Origin of the sequence: Streptococcus infantis, from assembly GCF_047464155.1 — a bacterium.
GTDB lineage: Bacteria > Bacillota > Bacilli > Lactobacillales > Streptococcaceae > Streptococcus > Streptococcus infantis_U.
In genome coordinates, this window is record NZ_JASHCL010000004.1 from 129,635 (window position 1) to 153,325 (window position 23,691).

A 23,691-nucleotide genomic window follows, 5' to 3' on the forward strand; every position below is an offset into this window, starting at 1 on the left:
CTCCTATTGAAAGAAATTGACATTGTGTAAATGAGGAATTTTACGAATCTCTTCGATAGATTCTTCACAGTTTCGACTATCAACTTCTATAATCATGATGGCTTTCTCCCCGGCCTTTTCTCGGGTCACATTCATTTGGGCGATGTTAATGTCAAAGCGAGAAAGTGCTTCTGTCACATGAGCAATCATACCTGGGACATCTTGATGAACGATGATAATAGTAGGGGTGTTCATGTTGAGAGATACGGCAAAACCATTGAGTTCTGTCACCTGGATATTTCCACCACCGATTGAAATTCCTGTTACGCTGATAGTCTTACGATTGTTCTTAACAGTGATTTTCGTAGTATTTGGGTGGGGAGCATTACTATCCTTTTGGATGGTCCATACGATTTTAATGCCACGCTTATGAGCAATTTCCAGACTGTTAGGAATTTCTGGATCATCTGTATCCATGCCCAAAATCCCAGCGACGAGGGCAAGGTCTGTCCCGTGTCCACGATAGGTTTTTGCAAAAGAATTAAAAAGCTGGAATTCTACTTCGGTTGGAGTATCATCAAAGATAGATGAAACGATTTTACCGATACGAACAGCTCCTGCCGTGTGACTACTAGATGGCCCAATCATAACTGGTCCAATGATATCAAAGACAGATTGAAAACGAAGTGATTGCATCTGTTTCCCCTTAAAAAGATTCTTACTTCTATTATAGCAAAGATTAGATGTAAGTGCTTAATTACTTTCTGAAATATACAAAAAGATTAAAATGCTTTTATAACAAGGGTTTTGTAACAAAAAAAGCTGTTTTTAAGTAAATAAATCACAGTTTTGTAACATTTCTACACAAATTCGTTAACAAATAGTAACATTAGAAAGGTATCATGGTAGTATAAGAAAAAAGGAGAACTTTTTTAAATGAAATTAAACATTAAGACTAAACTTGCAGGATTTGCAGTTGTACTTGCTTTCCTTGCACCATCACTTACTTTTGCACAAGAAACAAAAACTTATACAGTTAAACCTGGAGATACTCTTTCAGAAATTGCTGAAACTTACAACACAACAGTTGAAAAACTAGCTAAATTGAACAACATTAAAAATGTTGACCTTATCTTTATTGACCAAGTATTGGTTATCGATGGGGCAGCTCCAGTTGCTGAAACTACAACAACAGAAGCTCCTGTAGCAGAAGTTGAAGAAACTCCAGCAGTTGCTGAAACTGTTGTAGAAGAAACTACATATGAAGCTACTTACGAAGCTCCAGCACCTGCAGCGACAGAAAGCTACTCAGCCCCAGCTGCTACTGTGAGCGGATCAGAAGCAGAAGCTAAAGAGTGGATTGCTCAAAAAGAATCAGGCGGTAGCTACACAGCTACAAACGGACGTTACATCGGTCGTTACCAATTGACAGATTCTTACTTGAACGGTGACTACTCAGCTGAAAACCAAGAACGTGTGGCGGACGCTTATGTTGCAGGACGTTACGGTTCATGGACAGCTGCTAAGAACTTCTGGCTTAACAACGGTTGGTATTAAGAACTAACTAGCAGAATAAAAGATAAAAACCGAGGTTATCCTCGGTTTTTTGTATGTCCATTCAAATACTTCCTGTCGTCTTCCTTGTCTTCTCTAACCAAGCATGTTATAATGAAAACTGCTCAAGCGACCTTCAATCGTTGAAGCACACACGACCTTCAATCGTGAATAAACGAATAGATGGGAGACTTACCATGAGTGATAACTCTAAAACACGTGTTGTCGTGGGGATGAGTGGTGGTGTTGATTCGTCGGTGACGGCTCTCTTGCTCAAGGAGCAGGGCTACGATGTGATCGGCATCTTCATGAAGAACTGGGATGACACAGATGAAAACGGCGTCTGTACAGCGACCGAGGATTACAAGGATGTGGCTGCGGTGGCAGATCAACTTGGCATTCCTTACTACTCTGTCAATTTTGAAAAAGAGTACTGGGACCGCGTTTTTGAGTATTTCCTAGCGGAATACCGTGCAGGACGCACGCCAAATCCAGACGTTATGTGTAACAAGGAAATTAAGTTCAAGGCCTTTTTGGACTATGCCATGACCTTGGGTGCAGACTATGTAGCGACGGGGCATTATGCTCGAGTAGCGCGTGATGAGGATGGCACTGTTCACATGCTTCGTGGCGTGGACAATGGCAAGGACCAGACCTATTTCCTCAGCCAACTTTCGCAAGAACAACTCCAAAAAACCATGTTCCCACTGGGACATTTGGAAAAATCTGAAGTACGAAAAATAGCTGAAGAAGCAGGACTTGCGACTGCTAAGAAGAAAGACTCGACAGGGATTTGCTTTATCGGAGAAAAGAACTTTAAAGAATTTCTCAGCAACTACCTACCAGCCCAGCCTGGTCGCATGATGACTGTAGATGGTCGCGATATGGGCGAGCATGCAGGACTGATGTATTATACGATCGGTCAGCGTGGAGGACTTGGTATCGGTGGTCAACACGGTGGGGATAATGCCCCTTGGTTCGTTGTTGGAAAGGACTTGAGCCAAAATATCCTCTATGTAGGACAAGGTTTCTATCATGAAGCGCTCATGTCAACCAGTTTAGAGGCTAGTCAAGTCCACTTTACTCGTGACATGCCAGAGGAATTTACGCTCGAATGTACGGCTAAATTCCGCTACCGTCAGCCAGACTCGAAGGTGACTGTACATGTCAAAGGAGACAAGGCAGAGGTCATTTTTGCAGAACCACAACGCGCCATTACACCAGGACAGGCAGTTGTCTTTTACGATGGTGAAGAATGTCTCGGTGGTGGTTTGATTGACAATGCCTACCGTGATGGCAAGGTTTGTCAGTACATTTAGATTGACAAATTTTCTCAATTTGCTACAATAATAAAAGCAATAGAAATGATGGTCAAAGCTCATGGATGTTGCAGGCTTTTTTGTCCTGCACTTCTTACGAGTTTTGACTGTTTTTGTGTCGTTTAAAGGAAAGGACAAAAATGACTCAACAAGACTTTCGGACAAAGGTGGGAAACACTGTTTTTGGTGTTCGGGCAACAGCCTTGATTCTCCAAAATCATAAGCTCCTAGTCACCAAAGATAAGGACCAGTATTACACCATCGGCGGTGCTATTCAAGTCAACGAAAGAACGGAAGATGCGGTAGTCCGTGAGGTGAGGGAAGAACTGGGTGTCAAAGCTCAAGCTGGACAACTAGCTTTCGTGGTTGAAAATCGTTTTGAGGAAGACGGTGTTCACTATCACAATATCGAGTTTCATTATTTAGTAGACTTGCTTGAAGATGCTCCATTGACTATGCAGGAAGACGAAAAAACGCAGCCTTGTGAGTGGATTGACTTGGACAAGCTTGAGGATATTCGGCTGGTTCCAGCCTTTTTAAAGACAGCCCTGCCTGATTGGAACGGACAACTAAGACACATTCATCTTGAGGAATAGGAGAGAAAATGACTTATAATTTTACAGAAGAATACGATATTATTGTAATTGGTGCGGGACATGCTGGGGTAGAAGCCTCTCTAGCTGCTAGCCGTATGGGTTGTAAGGTCTTGCTTGCGACTATCAACATCGAAATGTTGGCTTTCATGCCTTGTAATCCTTCTATCGGTGGCTCTGCCAAGGGAATTGTTGTGCGTGAGGTAGATGCCCTGGGCGGCGAAATGGCCAAGACTATTGATAAAAGCTATATCCAGATGAAGATGCTCAACACTGGGAAAGGACCTGCTGTTCGTGCTCTTCGTGCGCAGGCTGACAAGGAACTTTACTCTAAGGAAATGCGCAAAACGGTTGAAAATCAAGAAAATCTCACCCTTCGTCAAACCATGATTGATGAGATTTTGGTGGAAGATGGTAAGGTTGTCGGTGTTCGTACAGCGACCCATCAAGAGTATGCTGCAAAGGCTGTTATTGTGACTACAGGGACAGCCCTCCGTGGGGAAATCATCATCGGAGACCTCAAGTACTCGTCAGGTCCAAACCACAGCTTAGCTTCGATTAACCTAGCTGACAATCTCAAGGAATTGGGCCTCGAGATCGGTCGTTTCAAGACAGGAACACCTCCACGTGTCAAGGCTTCCTCTATCAACTATGATGTGACAGAAATCCAGCCAGGAGATGAAACACCAAATCACTTTTCTTATACTTCACGTGATGAGGATTATGTTAAAGACCAAGTACCGTGCTGGTTGACCTATACCAATGGTACCAGTCATGAGATTATCCAAAACAATCTCCATCGTGCGCCTATGTTTACAGGTGTGGTTAAGGGAGTGGGGCCTCGTTACTGTCCGTCGATTGAGGATAAAATTGTACGTTTTGCGGACAAGGAACGTCACCAGCTTTTCCTTGAACCAGAAGGACGCAATACAGAAGAAGTCTATGTTCAAGGGCTTTCAACCAGCCTTCCTGAGGATGTGCAACGTGACTTGGTACATTCCATCAAAGGTTTGGAAAATGCAGAGATGATGCGAACGGGTTATGCTATCGAGTATGATATGGTCTTGCCTCACCAATTGCGTGCAACTCTTGAAACCAAGAAAATATCAGGTCTCTTCACTGCTGGTCAGACAAATGGAACGTCAGGTTACGAAGAAGCTGCTGGACAAGGGATCATAGCGGGTATCAATGCGGCTCTGAAAATCCAAGGCAAGCCTGAGTTGATTTTGAAGCGCAGTGACGGTTATATCGGTGTGATGATTGACGACTTGGTAACTAAGGGAACTGTTGAACCCTACCGTCTCTTGACCAGTCGTGCGGAATATCGTCTCATTCTTCGCCATGACAATGCTGATATGCGTTTGACTGAGATGGGGCGTGAGGTTGGTCTAGTTGATGATGAACGTTGGGCTCGCTTTGAGATCAAGAAAAATCAATTTGAAAATGAAATGAAGCGTTTAGACAGCATCAAACTCAAGCCAGTCAAGGAAACAAACGCTAAGGTTGAAGCAATGGGCTTCAAACCATTGACTGATGCAGTCACTGCCAAGGAGTTTCTCCGTCGTCCAGAAGTCTCTTACCAAGACGTGGTGGCCTTTATTGGACCTGCTGCCGAAGAATTGGATGACAAGATTATCGAATTGATTGAAACAGAAATCAAGTACGAAGGTTACATCTCAAAAGCTATGGATCAGGTTGCCAAGATGAAACGCATGGAAGAAAAACGTATTCCAGCCAATATTGATTGGGATGATATTGATTCTATCGCGACAGAAGCCCGTCAGAAGTTTAAACTCATCAATCCAGAAACCATCGGCCAAGCCAGCCGTATTTCTGGAGTAAACCCAGCAGATATTTCTATTTTGATGGTGTATCTGGAAGGTAAAAATCGAAGCATTTCAAAAAATTTAGAAAAAAAAGTTGATTAAAAACAAAATGCTGAATCCTCTATTTGGGGATTCAGCATTTTTAGATTTTTCCTCTTTTTTCGAATTAAGAGAAAAGGAGGAGAGATGATAACAGTAGAAGAAAAAATTTTTTTAGAAGCCTATAAAAAAGCGTCTTATCATCGTTTTTATGAGATTGAATACTTCGCTAATCTCTGTAAAAAGCTGAACAAATGCCCTCGGCAGGCTGACAAGAATTAGACTTTTTGATATACTAGAACAAATTGAAATATAGGAGAGAGCGAATGAACGTATATGGCAGATTAGAAGACGAACCAATCCCAACTTGGACTGGAAATCAAGATAATTCAGGTGGGGGAGAGGTGCGAGAAGAGTTTGAAACACGACAATCTGCTCGCTTACCATTATTCAAAATCCTAATTTGGAGCACTTTAGCGGTACTTGTGTCTGTAGTTCTTCCTTTTGTGCTAGGATTGACTAGTCCAGAGCAGGCTCAAGATTTCTATATTGGATGGGCTATGCATCAGAGTGGGGATGTCTACGCAGATTATTTTGGGACTAGTGGCCTCCTCTATTACTTTTTACAGTATTTAACCAAGGGCAGTATTTTGTTTGCCGTCTTTAATTGGTTAGCCTTAGTAGGTGCCGGATTCTTTCTTTTCCGTTCTGCTTTCAATCTGACTGGACAAGATAAGCAATCGCAACAAGTATTGACAGTCTTTTATGTCCTGGCTAGTGCTCTTAGTTTTGGTGGAGGCTATGCAACTATTCTTGCACTCCCATTCTTGTTTTATGCCTTAAGTTTAGTAACATCTTATTTGGCAGAACCAAGCCTTGACAAAGGATTTATCCGTATTGGAGCTAGCTTAGCTCTAGCATTTTTCTTTGCACCTTTGGTCACAACTTTGTACGCCTTTGTCTTGTTTTTTGCTGTAACAGCTTTTAATGTTGGTCGCAATAATTTAGCTCATGGTGTTTATCATTTTTTTGCAGCGGGCCTTGGTTTTTCAATCTTCTTTTATCCAATCGGATATTATACAGCTTATAAAGGCAGTTTCGGAAATGCCATTAGTCAAATCCTCTATCCATTAGATAGTTTAAACTTTACGTCTAACTCAGGATTATTCGACAATATCCTCTTCTATGGATTGTTGTCGATAGGTCTCGGAGTATTGACATTGGCATTGACAGGTCTCTTCAAATATAAACCATTGAAGCAATCGGTCTTATCAATCTCTGCTGCAATAGCTGTCATTTTAGTATTAGTTTTAGAAATTTTTTCTACAGATCTTATCAATGGTAGTCGTATGGTTGAGTTCCTTCCTTTCTTGTCGCTTCTTTTGCTGACACGAATTTCAACAGAGAAGCCAGAAGGAGCGAATCGCCGTAGACGATCTAGAGAAGAAACTTCGGTATGGGGAGCTTTTCTAAAAGGAAATGCCTATCTGCCAATTTTAGCTCTGGCTTACCTATTTTTAGCACCTGTAGTATCACGATATTTGCTCCATGCGGAACAATATCAAGAACGTACAAGCATTGAATCTAAGGTCAAAGGGGAAACTCAAGCTACAGATCGTATCTATGTTTGGGATAATCTGACAAGTAGCTATAAAGCTAGCGAACGCTTGTCAGCTAGTCAGTTGCTATCGCCTAGATTGCATACAGGACTTGATGCAAATCGTACTAAGCTTGTAAATGATCTACGAGATAATCAACCAAAGATGATTGTAGTAAATACAAAAACAACTCTTTGGACAGAAGTTGAGCAGCTTTTAGCTGAAAATTATCAAGCGGTTCAAAGTGAATTCAAAGATTTTAAACTCTATAAATTAAAATAAAAACTATCAATATCTTGTGTAATTTTAAAAAAATTTTATTTTTTGACACAAGATATTGATTTTTATTTTTTTAGTGATATAATACTTTTTAGAATCAATATTATATTTAAGAAAAGGGTATGGATATGATTGTATTGGAAGAGAAGGCTGTCCCTGATCCGACTTTATTCGTCGAAAAGCGTGACGGCAGACGTGTAATTTTTGATGTAGACAAGATTGACAAAGCGCTTCATAAGGCTGCTGAAAAGGTTATGGATGTAACCCCTTTGGTTGAAAAACGACTTAGTACTCTAGTTGAACGTATCGTCGAAGAGATTCATAGCCGTTTCCCACAAGGTGTAAAAATCTATGAAATCCAAAATATCGTAGAACACGAGTTGTTGGAAGCAAAAGAATACGCCTTGGCTGAGGAGTATATCACCTATCGGACTCAAAGGGATTTTGAGCGCTCAAAAGCGACAGATATCAACTTTAGTATTCATAAACTTCTCAGTAAAGATCAGGCAGTTGTCAATGAAAATGCCAATAAGGATAGCGATGTTTTTAATACCCAGCGTGATTTGACTGCAGGGATTGTTGGAAAATCCATCGGACTTCAAATGCTTCCTAAACATGTGGCTAATGCCCATCAAAAAGGTGAGATTCATTATCATGATTTGGATTATAGCCCCTACACACCAATGACCAACTGTTGTTTGATTGATTTCAAGGGCATGTTGGAAAATGGTTTTAAGATTGGAAATGCGGAGGTAGAGAGCCCCAAATCTATCCAAACTGCGACAGCACAGATTTCACAAATCATCGCAAACGTTGCTTCTAGCCAGTATGGAGGCTGTTCAGCTGACCGTATCGATGAAGTCTTGGCTCCTTATGCAGAGAAAAATTACCAAAAGCACCTCAAGGATGCGGAGGAATGGGTTCTGCCTGACAAGCGCCAAGAATATGCCTGGAAGAAAACCCAAAAAGACATCTACGATGCCATGCAATCTCTAGAGTACGAGATTAATACCCTCTTTACATCAAATGGGCAAACGCCATTTACCTCTCTTGGTTTCGGTTTAGGGACCAGTCGTTTTGAACGTGAAATTCAAAAGGCAATCCTGAACATTCGTATCAAGGGGCTTGGTTCAGAACATCGTACAGCCATCTTCCCTAAACTCATCTTTACTCTTAAAAGAGGTCTTAACTTAGAGGAAGGCTCACCTAACTACGACATCAAGCAGTTGGCTCTTGAGTGTGCAACTAAGCGCATGTACCCAGATGTCTTGTCTTATGATAAGATTGTCGAGTTGACAGGTTCTTTCAAGGTTCCGATGGGATGCCGTTCTTTCCTCCAAGGTTGGAAGGATGAAAATGGAGTAGAAGTCAATTCTGGTCGTATGAACCTAGGTGTGGTAACAGTCAATCTTCCTCGTATCGCCCTCGAGTCTGAAGGCGACATGAACAAGTTCTGGGAAATCTTTAATGAGCGGATGAATATCGCAGAAGATGCACTGGTCTATCGTGTAGAGCGGACCAAGGAAGCCACTCCAGCTAATGCACCAATTCTTTATCAATACGGAGCCTTCGGACGCCGCCTTGGTAAGGAAGAAAGTGTTGACGAACTCTTTAAGAATCGCCGTGCTACTGTTTCGCTTGGCTATATCGGGCTCTATGAAGTGGCGACAGTCTTCTTTGGCAACAATTGGGAAACCAATCCAGAAGCTAAAGAATTCACCCTTGATATCATTCGAGACATGAAACATCGAGTAGAAGAGTGGTCAGACCAATATGGCTATCACTTCTCTATCTACTCTACACCGTCTGAAAGTTTGACGGACCGATTCTGTCGTTTGGATACAGAGAAATTTGGCTCTATTCCAGACATTACTGATAAAGAATACTACACAAATTCCTTCCATTATGATGTCCGCAAAAATCCAACACCTTTTGAAAAATTGGACTTTGAGAAAGTCTACCCAGAAGCGGGTGCATCTGGTGGCTTTATCCACTACTGCGAGTACCCAGTTCTCCAACAAAATCCAAAGGCCTTGGAAGCTGTGTGGGACTATGCATATGACCGTGTAGGTTATCTCGGAACTAATACTCCGATCGACCGCTGTTACAAGTGTGATTTTGAAGGAGATTTTGAACCAACTGAGAGAGGATTTGCTTGTCCTAACTGTGGCAATAGTGACCCTAAAACAGTAGATGTTGTTAAACGAACTTGTGGTTATTTAGGGAATCCTCAAGCACGTCCGATGGTGAATGGTCGTCACAAGGAAATTGCTGCGCGTGTCAAACACATGAACGGTTCTACTATCAAAACAGCAGGGCATGAAGTAAGAAATTAGAAAGAGATAGCATGGGAAAATATCAATTAGACGATAAGGGTAAGGCCTTGGTTCAACGATTCCACGAAAAGCATTCAAAGGGTGGAGTCAATAAAAAAGATCGAGTAGCCAGCCTTAGAGAACAATTTTTGAATAAGAACAAGAAAAAGTGAGAGTCCCCTCTCACTTTTCTCATAGCGGGAGGAATACATGGAATTACGCAGACCAACATTAGCAGATAAAGAAACCATTCTAAACATGATGGCAGAGTTTGAACAGACTCAATCAGCCCACGATGGTGGATTTTGGGATGCTGAGAACTTTGATTATGAGGAGTGGCTAGAAACTAACCTTAATAAAGAAATGGGAATAAAATTGCCTAAAAATCGTGTTCCATCAATTCAGTTCGTATTGTTTGATAAATCAGATCATGCTTTAGGTTTTTTAAATTTACGGCTGAGACTAAATGAGGGATTGCTGAATCATGCTGGCCATATTGGCTACTCCATCCGTCCCTCTGAAAGGGGCAAAGGCTACGCCAAAGAATCCCTCCGACAAGGTCTACAAATTGCCAAGGAAAAGAATATCAAACGAGCGCTTGTGACATGTAGCACGGAAAATCAGGCCAGCAGAGCTGTTATCTTAGCCAATGGAGGCCAATTGGAGGATGTTCGAAATGGAACGGAGCGCTATTGGATAGACTTGGAGTAGAAAGTATGACATGGAATACACCAAAACCAGGCGAGTGGAAGAGTGAGGAGCTGAGCCAAGGTCGAATCATCGATTATAAGGCTTTTAACTTTGTGGATGGCGAGGGGGTGCGCAATTCGCTTTATGTAGCAGGATGTATGTTTCACTGTGAAGGTTGCTACAATGTAGCGACCTGGTCATTTAATGCCGGGATTCCTTATACACTAGAGTTGGAAGAACAGATTATGGCAGATCTTGCCCAGCCTTATGTTCAAGGTTTGACCCTACTCGGTGGAGAGCCATTCCTGAATACTGGAATTCTTTTGCCTCTCATTAAACGCATTCGGAAAGAGTTACCAGAAAAAGATATCTGGTCTTGGACGGGCTACACTTGGGAAGAGATGATGTTGGAGACACCTGATAAACGGGAGCTCTTGTCAATGATTGATATCTTGGTTGATGGACGGTATGATAAAAGCAAGCGTAATCTCATGCTTCAATTCCGTGGCTCTTCCAATCAACGAATTATCGATGTACAAAAATCCCTCAAAAGTGGGCAAGTGGTGATTTGGGACAAGCTTAACGATGGAAAAGAAAGCTATGAACAGGTGAAGAGAGAATGAAGAAAAAAGACTTAATAGAACAACTGGTCTCAGAGATAGAAACTGGAAAAGTAAGAACACTGGGTATCTACGGCCACGGCGCTTCAGGAAAATCAACTTTTGCTCAAGAATTGTACCAATCATTGGATGCTGAAAAGGTAAATTTACTAGAGACAGATCCCTATATTACTTCGGGACGACATTTGGTAGTGCCTAAAGAGACACCGAACCAAAAGGTGACAGCATGTTTACCAGTGGCACATGAATTGGCGAGTTTACAGAGAGATATTCTAGCCTTGCAAGCGGGTATGGATGTCTTGACTATCGAAGAACCTTGGAAGGCTAGTGAGGTCTTATCGGGAGCAAAACCAATTCTGATAGTCGAAGGGATGTCTGTGGGATTTCTACCAAAGGAACTCTTTGACAAAACCATTTGTTTCTACACGGATGAAGAGACAGAATTAAAGAGGCGTCTAGCTCGAGATATGGCTGTGAGAAATGGCGACGCATCCTTTATATTGGCTAGTCAGCAAATGAGACGAGAACAGTATCTGCAATATTATAAAGAAACCGAGTCAAAAACAGATATCTTGATAAATCAATCGAATGATAAATTTCAGATCGAAACGAATATTATGAATATTATATAGAAGAAAAAATAAAAATTTGCTCTTCATTTATGCCTTTTTGAGATAAGGGACAATAAGAAAACAGTTTCATCTAAAAAATTTAAAAAATCCTGTCAAATCCCTTGCAATCGCAGGGGCTTTGTGTTATTCTATTATGGTGCTGTAAATTACAGCCTTAGCTTTGATGCAAGAGGTTGCGACACGCTCGGTTGCATTGCCACGCAACGCGCGTCGGTTTTCTTGTGGAGCTAGCCTATTATCTTAAATAGACGAAAAGGAGAAAAAGATGGCAAACAAAAAAATCCGTATCCGTTTGAAAGCTTACGAACACCGTACGCTTGACACAGCGGCTGCAAAAATCGTAGAATCAGCTACTCGTACAGGTGCACAAGTTGCGGGTCCAATCCCACTTCCAACTGAGCGTAGCCTCTACACAATCATTCGTGCGACTCACAAATATAAAGATTCTCGCGAACAATTCGAAATGCGTACACACAAACGTTTGATCGATATCATCAACCCAACTCAAAAAACAGTTGACGCTTTGATGAAATTGGATCTTCCAAGTGGTGTAAACGTAGAAATCAAACTTTAATTTAAAGCTTGATACCTTGAGCATAAAAAACGCTCGTTAAAAACTTTTTGAATAAAAAATATAGAAAAGGAACTATTTTCTCATGACAAAAGGAATCTTAGGGAAAAAAGTGGGAATGACTCAAATCTTCACTGAAGCTGGCGAATTGATCCCTGTAACAGTTATCGAAGCAACTCCAAACGTTGTTCTTCAAGTTAAAACTGTTGAAACAGATGGTTACAACGCTATCCAAGTTGGTTTCGATGACAAACGCGAAGTATTGAGCAACAAACCTGCTAAAGGACATGTAGCAAAAGCTAACACGGCTCCTAAGCGCTTCATTCGTGAATTCAAAAACGTTGAAGGCTTGGAAGTTGGTGCTGAAATCACAGTTGAAACTTTCGCAGCTGGAGACATTGTTGATGTAACTGGTACATCTAAAGGTAAAGGTTTCCAAGGTGTTATCAAACGCCACGGGCAATCACGTGGACCTATGGCTCACGGTTCTCGTTACCACCGTCGTCCAGGTTCTATGGGACCTGTTGCACCTAACCGCGTATTCAAAGGTAAAAACCTTGCAGGACGTATGGGTGGCGACCGCGTAACAATTCAAAACCTTGAAGTTGTACAAGTTGTTCCAGAAAAGAACGTTATCCTTATCAAAGGTAACGTACCAGGTGCTAAGAAATCTCTTATCACTATCAAGTCAGCAGTTAAAGCTGGTAAATAATAAGGAAAGGGGAATACAGTCAAAATGGCAAATGTAACATTATTCGACCAAACTGGTAAACAAGCGGGCGAAGTTGTTCTTAACGATGCAATCTTTGGTATCGAACCAAACCAATCTGTTGTGTTTGATGTGATCATCAGCCAACGTGCTAGCCTTCGTCAAGGGACTCACGCAGTTAAAAACCGCTCAGCTGTTTCAGGTGGCGGACGCAAACCATGGCGTCAAAAAGGAACTGGACGTGCTCGTCAAGGTTCTATCCGCTCTCCACAATGGCGTGGTGGTGGAATCGTCTTCGGACCAACTCCACGTAGCTATGCGTACAAACTTCCTCAAAAAGTTCGTCGCCTTGCGCTTAAATCTGTTTACTCAGAAAAAGTTGCTGAAAACAAATTTGTAGCCGTTGATTCTCTTGAATTTACAGCTCCAAAAACTGCTGAATTTGCAAAAGTTCTTGCAGCTTTGAGCATCGATTCTAAAGTCCTTGTTATTCTTGAAGAAGGAAACGAATTCGCAGCTCTCTCAGCTCGTAACCTTCCAAACGTGAAAGTTGCGACTGCTACAACTGCAAGTGTTCTTGACATCGCAAATAGTGACAAACTTCTTGTTACTCAAGCAGCTATCTCTAAAATCGAGGAGGTTCTTGCATAATGAATTTGTATGATGTTATCAAAAAACCTGTAATCACTGAAAGCTCAATGGCTCAACTTGAAGCAGGGAAATATGTATTTGAAGTTGACACTCGCGCACACAAACTTTTGATTAAGCAAGCTGTTGAAGCTGCTTTCGAAGGTGTTAAAGTTGCAAATGTTAACACAATCAACGTAAAACCAAAAGCTAAACGCGTTGGACGTTACACTGGTTTTACAAACAAAACTAAAAAAGCTATCATCACTCTTACAGCTGATTCAAAAGCAATCGAGTTGTTTGCAGCTGAAGCTGAATAATCTAAGGAGGAAATATCGTGGGAATTCGTGTTTATAAACCAACAACAAACGGTCGCCGTAATATGACTTCTTTGGATTTCGCTGAAATCACAACAAGCACACCAGAAAAAACTTTGCTTGTTGCTTTGAAGAACAAGGCTGGTCGTAACAACAACGGTCGTATCACTGTTCGTCACCAAGGTGGTGGACACAAACGTTTCTACCGTTTGGTTGACTTCAAACGTAACAAAGACAACGTTGAAGCAGTTGTTAAAACTATCGAGTACGATCCAAACCGTTCTGCAAACATCGCTTTGGTACACTACACTGACGGTGTGAAAGCTTACATCATTGCTCCAAAAGGTCTTGAAGTTGGTCAACGTATCGTTTCAGGTCCTGAAGCAGATATCAAAGTCGGAAACGCACTTCCGCTTGCTAACATCCCAGTTGGTACTTTGATTCACAACATCGAATTGAAACCAGGTCGTGGTGGAGAATTGGTACGTGCTGCTGGAGCTTCTGCTCAAGTTTTGGGTCAAGAAGGTAAATACGTTCTTGTTCGTCTTCAATCAGGTGAAGTTCGTATGATTCTTGGAACTTGTCGTGCAACAGTTGGTGTTGTCGGAAACGAACAACATGGACTTGTAAACCTTGGTAAAGCAGGACGTAGCCGTTGGAAAGGTATCCGCCCAACAGTTCGTGGTTCTGTAATGAACCCTAACGATCACCCACACGGTGGTGGTGAAGGTAAAGCACCAGTTGGTCGTAAAGCGCCATCTACTCCATGGGGCAAACCTGCTCTTGGTCTTAAAACTCGTAACAAAAAAGCGAAATCTGACAAACTTATCGTTCGTCGTCGCAACGAGAAATAATTTTAAACTAGTCGCTTAAGTGCTAGATAATCCGCCAGCTCGGTAGCGCTCCTCGTGAGCGCAAGCCGCTGTGGTACTATATTTAAAGGAGAAAATATTAAAATGGGACGCAGTCTTAAAAAAGGACCTTTCGTCGATGAGCATTTGATGAAAAAAGTTGAAGCTCAAGCTAACGACGAAAAGAAAAAAGTTATCAAAACTTGGTCACGTCGTTCAACGATTTTCCCAAGTTTCATTGGTTACACTATCGCAGTTTATGATGGACGTAAACACGTACCTGTTTACATCCAAGAAGACATGGTAGGTCACAAGCTTGGTGAATTTGCACCAACTCGTACTTACAAAGGTCACGCCGCAGACGACAAGAAGACACGTAGAAAATAAGGAGAACATAAATGGCAGAAATTACTTCAGCTAAAGCAATGGCTCGCACAGTACGTGTTTCACCTCGTAAATCACGTCTTGTTCTTGACAACATCCGTGGTAAAAGCGTAGCCGATGCAATCGCAATTTTGACATTCACTCCAAACAAAGCTGCTGAAATCATCTTGAAAGTTTTGAACTCAGCTGTAGCTAACGCTGAAAACAACTTTGGTTTGGATAAAGCTAACTTGGTAGTATCTGAAGCATTCGCAAACGAAGGACCAACTATGAAACGTTTCCGTCCACGTGCGAAAGGTTCAGCTTCACCAATCAACAAACGTACAGCTCACATCACTGTAGCTGTTGCAGAAAAATAAGGAGGTAAAATCGTGGGTCAAAAAGTACATCCAATTGGTATGCGTGTCGGCATCATCCGTGATTGGGATGCCAAATGGTATGCTGAAAAAGAATACGCGGATTACCTTCATGAAGATCTTGCAATCCGTAAATTCGTTCAAAAAGAACTTGCTGACGCAGCGGTTTCAACTATCGAAATCGAACGCGCAGTAAACAAAGTTAACGTTTCACTTCACACTGCTAAACCAGGTATGGTTATCGGTAAAGGTGGTGCTAACGTTGATGCACTCCGTGCAAAACTTAACAAATTGACTGGTAAACAAGTACACATCAACATCATCGAAATCAAACAACCTGATTTGGATGCTCACCTTGTTGGTGAAGGAATTGCTCGTCAATTGGAGCAACGTGTTGCTTTCCGTCGTGCACAAAAACAAGCAATCCAACGTGCAATGCGTGCTGGAGCTAAAGGAATTAAAACTCAAGTATCAGGTCGTTTGAACGGTGCAGATATTGCCCGTGCTGAAGGATACTCTGAAGGAACAGTTCCGCTTCACACACTTCGCGCAGATATCGATTACGCTTGGGAAGAAGCAGATACTACATACGGTAAACTTGGTGTTAAAGTATGGATCTACCGTGGTGAAGTTCTTCCAGCTCGTAAAAACACTAAAGGAGGTAAATAACCAATGTTAGTACCTAAACGTGTTAAACACCGTCGTGAATTCCGTGGTAAAATGCGCGGTGAAGCTAAAGGTGGGAAAGAAGTAGCATTCGGTGAATACGGTCTTCAAGCTACAACTAGCCACTGGATCACTAACCGCCAAATCGAAGCTGCTCGTATCGCCATGACTCGTTACATGAAACGTGGTGGTAAAGTTTGGATTAAAATCTTCCCACACAAATCTTACACAGCTAAAGCTATCGGGGTTCGTATGGGATCTGGTAAAGGGGCACCTGAAGGTTGGGTAGCACCAGTTAAACGTGGTAAAGTAATGTTTGAAGTTGCTGGTGTATCTGAAGAGGTCGCTCGCGAAGCGCTTCGTCTTGCAAGCCACAAATTGCCAGTTAAATGTAAATTCGTAAAACGTGAAGCAGAATAAGGAGAAGGCATGAAACTTAATGAAGTAAAAGAATTTGTTAAAGAACTTCGTGGTCTTTCTCAAGAAGAACTCGCGAAGCGCGAAAACGAATTGAAAAAAGAATTGTTTGAACTTCGCTTCCAAGCTGCTACTGGTCAATTAGAACAAACAGCTCGCTTGAAAGAAGTTAAAAAACAAATCGCTCGTATCAAAACAGTTCAATCTGAAGCGAAATAATAGACTAGGGAAGGAGAAATTTCAATGGAACGCAATAATCGTAAAGTTCTTGTTGGACGTGTTGTATCTGACAAAATGGACAAGACAATCACAGTTGTAGTTGAAACAAAACGTAACCACCCAGTCTATGGTAAACGTATTAACTACTCTAAAAAATACAAAGCACATGATGAAAACAATGTTGCCAAAGAAGGCGATATCGTACGTATCATGGAAACTCGCCCGCTTTCAGCTACAAAACGTTTCCGTCTTGTAGAAGTTGTTGAAGAAGCGGTTATCATCTAATCAAGCCTGAAAGGAGAAAACTGAAATGATTCAAACAGAAACTCGTTTGAAAGTCGCAGACAACAGCGGTGCACGCGAAATCTTGACTATCAAAGTTCTTGGTGGTTCTAAACGTAAATTTGCAAACATCGGTGATGTTATTGTGGCATCTGTAAAACAAGCTACTCCTGGTGGTGCGGTTAAAAAAGGTGACGTTGTTAAAGCAGTTATCGTTCGTACTAAATCAGGTGCTCGTCGTGCTGATGGTTCATACATCAAATTTGACGAAAACGCAGCAGTTATCATCCGTGACGACAAAACTCCTCGCGGAACACGTATCTTTGGCCCAGTTGCACGTGAATTGCGTGAAGGTGGCTTCATGAAGATCGTGTCACTTGCTCCAGAAGTACTTTAATCAATAAAAACAAACACAGTCCCCTGGCTTAGCCAGGGTGCCCGTTGGGCGTAAGAATAAAAGGAGAAAAAAATGTTTGTAAAAAAAGGCGACAAAGTTCGCGTAATCGCTGGTAAAGATAAGGGAACAGAAGCTGTTGTCCTTACTGCCCTTCCAAAAGTAAACAAAGTTATCGTTGAAGGTGTTAACATCGTTAAGAAACACCAACGTCCAACTAACGAACTTCCTCAAGGTGGTATCATCGAGAAGGAAGCAGCTATCCACGTATCAAACGTTCAAGTTTTGGACAAAAATGGTGTAGCTGGTCGTGTTGGTTACAAATTTGTAGACGGTAAAAAAGTTCGTTACAACAAAAAATCAGGCGAAGTGCTTGATTAATCACGAAGGAAAGGAGAAGTATAATGGCAAATCGTTTAAAAGAAAAATATCTTAATGAAGTAGTTCCTGCTTTGACAGAACAATTTAACTACTCATCAGTGATGGCTGTTCCTAAAGTGGATAAGATCGTTTTGAACATGGGTGTTGGTGAAGCTGTATCAAACGCTAAAAGCCTTGAAAAAGCTGCTGAAGAATTAGCACTTATCTCAGGTCAAAAACCACTTATCACTAAAGCTAAAAAATCTATCGCCGGCTTCCGTCTTCGTGAAGGTGTTGCGATCGGTGCAAAAGTTACCCTTCGTGGTGAACGTATGTACGAATTCTTGGATAAATTGGTTTCAGTATCACTTCCACGTGTACGTGACTTCCACGGTGTTCCAACAAAATCATTTGACGGACGCGGAAACTACACACTTGGTGTGAAAGAGCAATTGATCTTCCCAGAAATCAACTTTGATGACGTTGACAAAACTCGTGGTCTTGACATCGTTATCGTAACTACTGCTAACACAGACGAAGAGTCACGTGCATTGCTTACAGGCCTTGGAATGCCTTTTGCAAAATAATATAGGAGGTATAACTAATGGCTAAAAAATCTATGATTGCTAAGAACAAACGCCCAGCGAAGTTCTCTACTCAAGCATACACTCGCTGTGAACGTTGTGGACGTCCACACTCAGTTTACCGCAAGTTTAAACTTTGCCGTGTTTGCTTCCGTGAATTGGCATATAAAGGTCAAATCCCTGGTGTAACAAAAGCATCTTGGTAATAACATGATACAAAGAGCGTAACAACCCCAGCAAAAATAGGAGATTTGGTGCAGGAGCAATGCTCCAAGACAAATCTATCTTTTTTGCCCAGGTTGTAGCTCGTGTTCAAATGAGATTATCTTGTTTGAATGTGTCAATACTATCTGAGCACAGCTCAATCATTAACTAGCAAGTGCAACTTGCAAACTACTAGTAAGAGGAGAAAAATAAAATGGTTATGACTGACCCAATCGCAGACTTCCTAACTCGTATTCGTAACGCTAACCAAGCAAAACACGAAGTACTTGAAGTACCTGCATCAAACATCAAAAAAGGGATTGCTGAAATCCTTAAACGCGAAGGTTTTGTTAAGAACGTAGAAATCATCGAAGATGACAAACAAGGCATCATCCGTGTATTCCTTAAATACGGAGCAAACGGTGAACGAGTTATCACTAACTTGAAACGTGTTTCTAAACCAGGACTTCGTGTCTACAAAAAACGTGAAGATCTTCCAAAAGTACTTAACGGTCTTGGAATTGCTATCCTTTCAACTTCTGAAGGTTTGCTTACTGATAAAGAAGCTCGCCAAAAGAATGTTGGTGGAGAAGTTATCGCTTACGTTTGGTAAAATCAAGATACAAAGCTCGTAAAGAACAAAGCAAAATTAGGAAGTTGGAGCAGGTTGTTTACAAACAAGCCAACTTATCTATTTTGCACAGTTCTTAGAGTGTGTTCAGTTCAGATCTTGAACTAAATAAGTATCTTTAACCCCGTGAAAACTGGCCGTCATGGCCTGACAATTTAACAGGAGAATAAAAACATGTCACGTATTGGTAATAAAGTTATCGTGTTGCCTGCTGGTGTTGAACTCACTAACAATGACAACGTTGTAACTGTAAAAGGACCTAAAGGAGAACTTACTCGTGAGTTCTCAAAAGATATTGAAATCCGTGTGGAAGGTACTGAAGTAACTCTTCACCGTCCAAACGATTCAAAAGAAATGAAAACTATCCACGGAACTACTCGTGCACTTTTGAACAACATGGTTATTGGTGTTTCAGAAGGATTCAAGAAAGAACTTGAAATGCGTGGGGTTGGTTACCGTGCACAACTTCAAGGAAACAAACTTGTTTTGGCTGTTGGTAAATCACATCCAGACGAAGTTGAAGCTCCAGAAGGAATTACTTTTGAACTTCCAAACCCAACAACAATCGTTGTTAGCGGAATTTCAAAAGAAGTAGTTGGTCAAACAGCTGCTTACGTACGTAGCCTTCGTTCACCAGAACCATACAAAGGTAAAGGTATCCGTTACGTTGGCGAATATGTTCGTCTTAAAGAAGGTAAAACTGGTAAATAATGTTGAGTGGTTGATTTTCAACCACCAACCCCATTACCAACTTTGTGCATAGCACACGATTTAAAATTAAAGAGGTGAAAACTGTGATTTCTAAACCAGATAAAAACAAACTCCGCCAAAAACGCCACCGTCGCGTACGCGGAAAACTCTCTGGAACTGCTGATCGCCCACGTTTGAACGTATTCCGTTCTAATACAGGCATCTACGCTCAAGTGATTGATGACGTAGCGGGTGTAACGCTCGCAAGTGCTTCAACTCTTGACAAAGAAGTTTCAAAAGGAACTAAAACTGAACAAGCCGTTGCTGTCGGTAAACTCGTTGCAGAACGTGCAAGTGCTAAAGGTATTTCAGAAGTGGTGTTCGACCGCGGTGGATATCTATATCACGGACGTGTGAAAGCTTTGGCTGATGCAGCTCGTGAAAACGGATTGAAATTCTAATAGGAGGACACTAGAAAATGGCATTTAAAGACAATGCAGTAGAACTTGAAGAACGCGTAGTTGCTGTTAACCGTGTTACAAAAGTTGTTAAAGGTGGACGTCGTCTTCGTTTCGCAGCTCTTGTAGTTGTTGGTGACCGCAATGGTCGTGTAGGATTTGGTACTGGTAAAGCTCAAGAAGTTCCAGAAGCAATCCGCAAAGCAGTAGAAGATGCTAAGAAAAACTTGATTGAAGTTCCTATGGTCGGAACAACAATTCCACATGAAGTTCTTTCAGAATTCGGTGGAGCTAAAGTATTGTTGAAACCTGCTGTAGAAGGTTCTGGAGTTGCCGCAGGTGGTGCAGTTCGTGCCGTTGTGGAATTGGCAGGTGTGGCAGATATTACATCTAAATCACTTGGTTCTAACACTCCAATCAACATTGTTCGCGCAACTGTTGAAGGTTTGAAACAATTGAAACGCGCTGAAGAAGTTGCTGCCCTTCGTGGTATTTCAGTTTCTGATTTGGCATAAGAAAGGGGATAAAATGGCTCAAATTAAAATTACTTTGACTAAGTCTCCAATCGGACGCATTCCATCACAACGTAAAACTGTTGTAGCACTTGGACTTGGCAAATTGAACAGCTCTGTTATTAAAGAAGATAACGCTGCAATCCGTGGTATGATCACTGCAGTATCTCACTTGGTAACAGTTGAAGAAGTAAACTAATGATTATTTAGGGGATGTGCATATGACCATCCCCTAAAACTAGATATAGTCATCTTAGATGACACAGTATAGGCGAGTTGATAAAGGAGACAACCTTTTCTCCTTTATCGGCGCTAGCATTTTACAAAAGAGGAGAAAAATAAATGAAACTTCATGAATTGAAACCTGCAGAAGGTTCTCGTAAGTCACGTAACCGTGTTGGACGTGGTACTTCATCAGGTAACGGTAAGACATCAGGCCGTGGTCAAAAAGGTCAAAAAGCTCGTAGCGGAGGCGGTGTACGTCTTGGTTTTGAAGGTGGACAAACTCCATTGTTCCGTCGTCTTCCAAAACGTGGATTTACTAACATCAACGCTAAAGAATATGCTATTGTAAACCTTGATCAATTGAACGCCTTTGATGACGGTGCTGAAGTAACTCCAGTGGTACTTGTAGAATCAGGAATTGTTAAATCTGAAAAATCAGGTATCAAAGTTCTTGGTAACGGTGAGTTGACTAAGAAATTGACTGTTAAAGCAGCTAAATTCTCTAAATCAGCTGAAGAAGCTATCACTGCTAAAGGTGGTTCTGTTGAAGTCATCTAAGTGAGGTGACCTATGTTTTTTAAATTATTGAGAGAAGCATTCAAAGTTAAACAAGTTCGATCAAAAATTCTATTTACAATTTTTATCGTATTTGTATTCCGTATCGGTACAAGCATTACTGTACCATGGGTAAATGCAAATAGCTTGAACGCTTTGAGTGGACTATCCTTCTTGAATATGTTGAGCTTGGTGTCAGGGAATGCCATGAAAAACTTCTCAGTTTTTGCACTTGGTGTTAGTCCTTACATCACAGCCTCAATCGTCGTCCAACTCTTGCAAATGGATTTATTGCCAAAATTTGTAGAGTGGGGCAAACAAGGGGAAGTAGGTCGTAGAAAGTTAAATCAAGCGACTCGATACATTGCCCTTGTGCTTGCATTTGTTCAATCAGTCGGGATTACTGCTGGTTTTAACGCTCTGTCTGGAGCTAAACTTTTGACTGTACCACTTACACCACAAGTATTCCTTGTAATTGGTGGAATTTTAACCGCAGGAAGCATGATTGTAACCTGGTTGGGAGAGCAAATCACAGATAAGGGATATGGAAATGGTGTTTCAATGATTATCTTTGCAGGGATTGTTGCTTCAATTCCTGATATGATTAAGGGCATCTATGTAGATTACTTTGTCAATGTACCAAGCAGTCGTTTGACATCGTCTCTCATTTTCGTTGCCATCTTAATCATTGCTGTTTTGTTAATTGTTTACTTTACAACTTACGTTGAACAAGCTAAATACAAGATTCCAATTCAGTATACAAAGGTAGCTCAAGGTGCGCCGTCAAGCTCCTATCTTCCATTGAAGATTAACCCTGCTGGGGTTATCCCGGTTATCTTTGCTAGCTCTATTACAGCAGCACCGGCAGCAATTTTACAATTCGTAAGTGCGTCTGGTCTTAATTGGGAATGGGTAAAAACAGCTCAAGAGTTGGTATCTACTTCAACCCCAACAGGTGTTGCTTTGTATGCTCTGTTGATTATTCTCTTTACATTCTTCTATACATTTGTACAGATCAATCCAGAGAAAGCAGCAGAAAATTTACAAAAGAGTGGAGCTTATATCCATGGTGTCCGTCCTGGTAAAGGGACAGAAGAATATATGTCAAAACTTCTTCGTCGTCTCGCAACAGTCGGATCAATCTTCCTAGGTGTGATTTCTATCCTACCTATTGTAGCTAAAGATTTATTTGGTCTTTCAGAAGTTGTCGCTTTTGGGGGAACAAGTTTGCTAATCATTATCTCTACAGGTATCGAAGGAATTAAACAATTGGAAGGTTATCTATTGAAACGTAAGTATGTTGGTTTCTTAGATACAACAGAATAATTGTAATAGAAAATAAAATTCACTATTGCTCAGAGAGTGGAGTGTAAAAATCAAAGACATTGTCAGATTTTTATCTCCTCTCTTCTATTTTGTTTTTAAATAGGAGTTGAAATGAATTTTTGCTTCTATTTAAATACAAAAAAGGAGTTTGAATCATGAATCTTTTGATTATGGGTTTACCTGGTGCAGGTAAAGGGACACAAGCAGCGAAAATTGTTGAACAGTTTCACGTTGCCCACATCTCAACAGGTGACATGTTCCGTGCAGCAATGGCTAACCAAACTGAAATGGGTGTATTAGCTAAGTCTTATATTGATAAAGGCGAATTGGTTCCAGATGAAGTTACAAATGGAATTGTTAAAGAACGTCTTTCTCAAGATGATATTAAAGAAACTGGTTTCTTGTTGGATGGATATCCACGTACAATTGAGCAAGCTCATGCCTTAGACAAAACATTGGCTGAACTTGGAATTGAACTTGAAGGTGTTATTAACATCGAAGTAGATCCATCATGCCTACTTGAACGTTTGAGTGGTCGTATCATTCACCGTGAAACTGGTGAAACTTTCCATAAAGTATTCAACCCACCAGTTGATTACAAAGAGGAAGATTACTACCAACGTGAGGATGATAAACCTGAGACAGTTAAACGTCGTTTGGATGTCAATATTGCTCAAGGTGAGCCAATCATTGCTCACTATCGTGCTAAAGGTCTAGTACATGATATCGAAGGCAACCAAGATATCAATGATGTCTTTAAAGATATCGAAAAGGTATTGACAAATTTGAAATAAAAGCGTTTTTCAGGCTTGCAAAATGTCTTGACAAATGTTATACTGAGTTAGTCTGACTTATAATTGTTGTCTCTGTGTCTAGAGGCATCAAATCGAAATTTAGGGAGGTACTTTT

At 41.2% G+C, this 23,691-nt stretch carries 35 protein-coding genes; 34 read left to right on the plus strand and 1 reads right to left on the minus strand.

All coding sequences use genetic code 11. The features are described from left to right. Positions 1-3: 3 nt before the first annotated feature. The gene (gene sdaAB, locus QM810_RS08730) at positions 4-675 is read right to left on the minus strand and encodes an L-serine ammonia-lyase, iron-sulfur-dependent subunit beta (RefSeq protein WP_414254587.1); all 672 of its coding nucleotides are present in this window, start codon (positions 673-675) and stop codon (positions 4-6) included. A gap of 240 nt (positions 676-915) precedes the next feature. Here sdaAB and QM810_RS08735 point away from each other — a divergent pair, with 240 nt between their 5' ends. From QM810_RS08735 to QM810_RS08900, 34 genes are all read left to right on the plus strand, one after another. Next, entirely contained in the window at positions 916-1,536 is a 621-nt protein-coding gene (locus QM810_RS08735) for a LysM peptidoglycan-binding domain-containing protein (RefSeq protein ID WP_414254588.1), read from the plus strand. A gap of 194 nt (positions 1,537-1,730) precedes the next feature. Then, positions 1,731-2,852: a tRNA 2-thiouridine(34) synthase MnmA gene (mnmA, locus tag QM810_RS08740; protein WP_178895579.1), complete on the plus strand. Its 1,122-nt coding sequence runs from the start codon at positions 1,731-1,733 to the stop codon at positions 2,850-2,852. A 140-nt stretch (positions 2,853-2,992) separates the two neighbouring features. Next, entirely contained in the window at positions 2,993-3,448 is a 456-nt protein-coding gene (locus QM810_RS08745; RefSeq protein ID WP_178895578.1) for an NUDIX hydrolase, read from the plus strand. Between the two features lie 8 nt (positions 3,449-3,456). After that, complete coding sequence (mnmG, locus tag QM810_RS08750) at positions 3,457-5,373, plus strand: tRNA uridine-5-carboxymethylaminomethyl(34) synthesis enzyme MnmG (protein ID WP_414254589.1); 1,917 nt, start codon at positions 3,457-3,459, stop codon at positions 5,371-5,373. An 84-nt stretch (positions 5,374-5,457) separates the two neighbouring features. Beyond that, on the plus strand, positions 5,458-5,592 hold the full coding sequence (locus QM810_RS08755; protein ID WP_414254590.1) for a hypothetical protein: 135 nt from the start codon (positions 5,458-5,460) through the stop codon (positions 5,590-5,592). Positions 5,593-5,636: 44 nt separating this feature from the next. Beyond that, a complete protein-coding gene (locus QM810_RS08760) occupies positions 5,637-7,190 on the plus strand; it encodes a damage-inducible protein CinA (protein ID WP_414254591.1) in 1,554 nt (517 codons plus the stop codon). Positions 7,191-7,315: 125 nt separating this feature from the next. Further along, complete coding sequence (gene nrdD / locus QM810_RS08765; RefSeq protein ID WP_414254606.1) at positions 7,316-9,523, plus strand: anaerobic ribonucleoside-triphosphate reductase; 2,208 nt, start codon at positions 7,316-7,318, stop codon at positions 9,521-9,523. A gap of 11 nt (positions 9,524-9,534) precedes the next feature. Further along, the gene (locus QM810_RS08770; RefSeq protein WP_000521611.1) at positions 9,535-9,675 is read left to right on the plus strand and encodes a hypothetical protein; all 141 of its coding nucleotides are present in this window, start codon (positions 9,535-9,537) and stop codon (positions 9,673-9,675) included. Positions 9,676-9,712: 37 nt separating this feature from the next. Next, entirely contained in the window at positions 9,713-10,213 is a 501-nt protein-coding gene (locus QM810_RS08775; protein ID WP_414254592.1) for a GNAT family N-acetyltransferase, read from the plus strand. Between the two features lie 5 nt (positions 10,214-10,218). Beyond that, entirely contained in the window at positions 10,219-10,815 is a 597-nt protein-coding gene (gene nrdG, locus QM810_RS08780) for an anaerobic ribonucleoside-triphosphate reductase activating protein (protein WP_263394147.1), read from the plus strand. Continuing rightward, positions 10,812-11,444: a uridine kinase family protein gene (locus QM810_RS08785; protein ID WP_414254593.1), complete on the plus strand. Its 633-nt coding sequence runs from the start codon at positions 10,812-10,814 to the stop codon at positions 11,442-11,444. Before nrdG ends, QM810_RS08785 begins: the two co-directional genes overlap by 4 nt. Positions 11,445-11,709: 265 nt before the next feature. Beyond that, a complete protein-coding gene (rpsJ, locus tag QM810_RS08790; protein WP_003009585.1) occupies positions 11,710-12,018 on the plus strand; it encodes a 30S ribosomal protein S10 in 309 nt (102 codons plus the stop codon). Between the two features lie 82 nt (positions 12,019-12,100). Then, a complete protein-coding gene (gene rplC / locus QM810_RS08795; RefSeq protein WP_004251088.1) occupies positions 12,101-12,727 on the plus strand; it encodes a 50S ribosomal protein L3 in 627 nt (208 codons plus the stop codon). 24 nt (positions 12,728-12,751) lie between these two features. After that, on the plus strand, positions 12,752-13,375 hold the full coding sequence (gene rplD, locus QM810_RS08800; protein WP_000024549.1) for a 50S ribosomal protein L4: 624 nt from the start codon (positions 12,752-12,754) through the stop codon (positions 13,373-13,375). Next, positions 13,375-13,671 carry a 50S ribosomal protein L23 gene (locus QM810_RS08805; RefSeq protein WP_001055347.1) on the plus strand — a complete coding sequence of 99 codons (297 nt, stop codon included), beginning with the start codon at positions 13,375-13,377 and terminating at the stop codon, positions 13,669-13,671. Before rplD ends, QM810_RS08805 begins: the two co-directional genes overlap by 1 nt. 17 nt (positions 13,672-13,688) lie before the next feature. Further along, positions 13,689-14,522 (plus strand): 50S ribosomal protein L2, encoded by an 834-nt coding sequence (rplB, locus tag QM810_RS08810; protein ID WP_006144707.1) that lies wholly within the window; start codon positions 13,689-13,691, stop codon positions 14,520-14,522. A 102-nt stretch (positions 14,523-14,624) separates the two neighbouring features. Then, a complete protein-coding gene (gene rpsS / locus QM810_RS08815) occupies positions 14,625-14,906 on the plus strand; it encodes a 30S ribosomal protein S19 (protein WP_000533766.1) in 282 nt (93 codons plus the stop codon). An 11-nt stretch (positions 14,907-14,917) separates the two neighbouring features. Beyond that, complete coding sequence (gene rplV / locus QM810_RS08820; protein ID WP_000818137.1) at positions 14,918-15,262, plus strand: 50S ribosomal protein L22; 345 nt, start codon at positions 14,918-14,920, stop codon at positions 15,260-15,262. A 12-nt stretch (positions 15,263-15,274) separates the two neighbouring features. Further along, a complete protein-coding gene (gene rpsC, locus QM810_RS08825) occupies positions 15,275-15,928 on the plus strand; it encodes a 30S ribosomal protein S3 (RefSeq protein ID WP_000529936.1) in 654 nt (217 codons plus the stop codon). A gap of 3 nt (positions 15,929-15,931) precedes the next feature. Beyond that, positions 15,932-16,345 (plus strand): 50S ribosomal protein L16, encoded by a 414-nt coding sequence (rplP, locus tag QM810_RS08830; protein WP_002928793.1) that lies wholly within the window; start codon positions 15,932-15,934, stop codon positions 16,343-16,345. Between the two features lie 9 nt (positions 16,346-16,354). Then, on the plus strand, positions 16,355-16,561 hold the full coding sequence (gene rpmC, locus QM810_RS08835; protein WP_000772918.1) for a 50S ribosomal protein L29: 207 nt from the start codon (positions 16,355-16,357) through the stop codon (positions 16,559-16,561). A 24-nt stretch (positions 16,562-16,585) separates the two neighbouring features. Next, complete coding sequence (rpsQ, locus tag QM810_RS08840; RefSeq protein WP_000440801.1) at positions 16,586-16,846, plus strand: 30S ribosomal protein S17; 261 nt, start codon at positions 16,586-16,588, stop codon at positions 16,844-16,846. 25 nt (positions 16,847-16,871) lie between these two features. Further along, positions 16,872-17,240, plus strand: a complete 369-nt coding sequence (gene rplN, locus QM810_RS08845; RefSeq protein ID WP_000616547.1) for a 50S ribosomal protein L14 — start codon at positions 16,872-16,874, stop codon at positions 17,238-17,240. Between the two features lie 72 nt (positions 17,241-17,312). After that, positions 17,313-17,618, plus strand: a complete 306-nt coding sequence (gene rplX, locus QM810_RS08850; protein ID WP_000497691.1) for a 50S ribosomal protein L24 — start codon at positions 17,313-17,315, stop codon at positions 17,616-17,618. 23 nt (positions 17,619-17,641) lie between these two features. After that, complete coding sequence (gene rplE, locus QM810_RS08855) at positions 17,642-18,184, plus strand: 50S ribosomal protein L5 (RefSeq protein ID WP_000013542.1); 543 nt, start codon at positions 17,642-17,644, stop codon at positions 18,182-18,184. Positions 18,185-18,201: 17 nt separating this feature from the next. Continuing rightward, positions 18,202-18,387, plus strand: coding sequence for a type Z 30S ribosomal protein S14 (locus QM810_RS08860; protein WP_001085699.1), 186 nt, complete (start codon positions 18,202-18,204; stop codon positions 18,385-18,387). A 212-nt stretch (positions 18,388-18,599) separates the two neighbouring features. Further along, on the plus strand, positions 18,600-18,998 hold the full coding sequence (rpsH, locus tag QM810_RS08865; RefSeq protein WP_004251095.1) for a 30S ribosomal protein S8: 399 nt from the start codon (positions 18,600-18,602) through the stop codon (positions 18,996-18,998). A gap of 192 nt (positions 18,999-19,190) precedes the next feature. Beyond that, a complete protein-coding gene (gene rplF / locus QM810_RS08870; RefSeq protein ID WP_045613177.1) occupies positions 19,191-19,727 on the plus strand; it encodes a 50S ribosomal protein L6 in 537 nt (178 codons plus the stop codon). 83 nt (positions 19,728-19,810) lie between these two features. Beyond that, the gene (rplR, locus tag QM810_RS08875; protein WP_004251098.1) at positions 19,811-20,167 is read left to right on the plus strand and encodes a 50S ribosomal protein L18; all 357 of its coding nucleotides are present in this window, start codon (positions 19,811-19,813) and stop codon (positions 20,165-20,167) included. A 17-nt stretch (positions 20,168-20,184) separates the two neighbouring features. Continuing rightward, a complete protein-coding gene (gene rpsE / locus QM810_RS08880; protein ID WP_004251100.1) occupies positions 20,185-20,679 on the plus strand; it encodes a 30S ribosomal protein S5 in 495 nt (164 codons plus the stop codon). Positions 20,680-20,692: 13 nt separating this feature from the next. After that, positions 20,693-20,875, plus strand: a complete 183-nt coding sequence (gene rpmD / locus QM810_RS08885) for a 50S ribosomal protein L30 (protein ID WP_000057241.1) — start codon at positions 20,693-20,695, stop codon at positions 20,873-20,875. A 143-nt stretch (positions 20,876-21,018) separates the two neighbouring features. Further along, entirely contained in the window at positions 21,019-21,459 is a 441-nt protein-coding gene (gene rplO, locus QM810_RS08890) for a 50S ribosomal protein L15 (RefSeq protein ID WP_006151070.1), read from the plus strand. A 12-nt stretch (positions 21,460-21,471) separates the two neighbouring features. Next, the gene (gene secY / locus QM810_RS08895) at positions 21,472-22,782 is read left to right on the plus strand and encodes a preprotein translocase subunit SecY (protein ID WP_178895571.1); all 1,311 of its coding nucleotides are present in this window, start codon (positions 21,472-21,474) and stop codon (positions 22,780-22,782) included. Between the two features lie 155 nt (positions 22,783-22,937). Beyond that, positions 22,938-23,576 carry an adenylate kinase gene (locus QM810_RS08900; RefSeq protein WP_178895570.1) on the plus strand — a complete coding sequence of 213 codons (639 nt, stop codon included), beginning with the start codon at positions 22,938-22,940 and terminating at the stop codon, positions 23,574-23,576. Positions 23,577-23,691 lie beyond the last annotated feature (115 nt).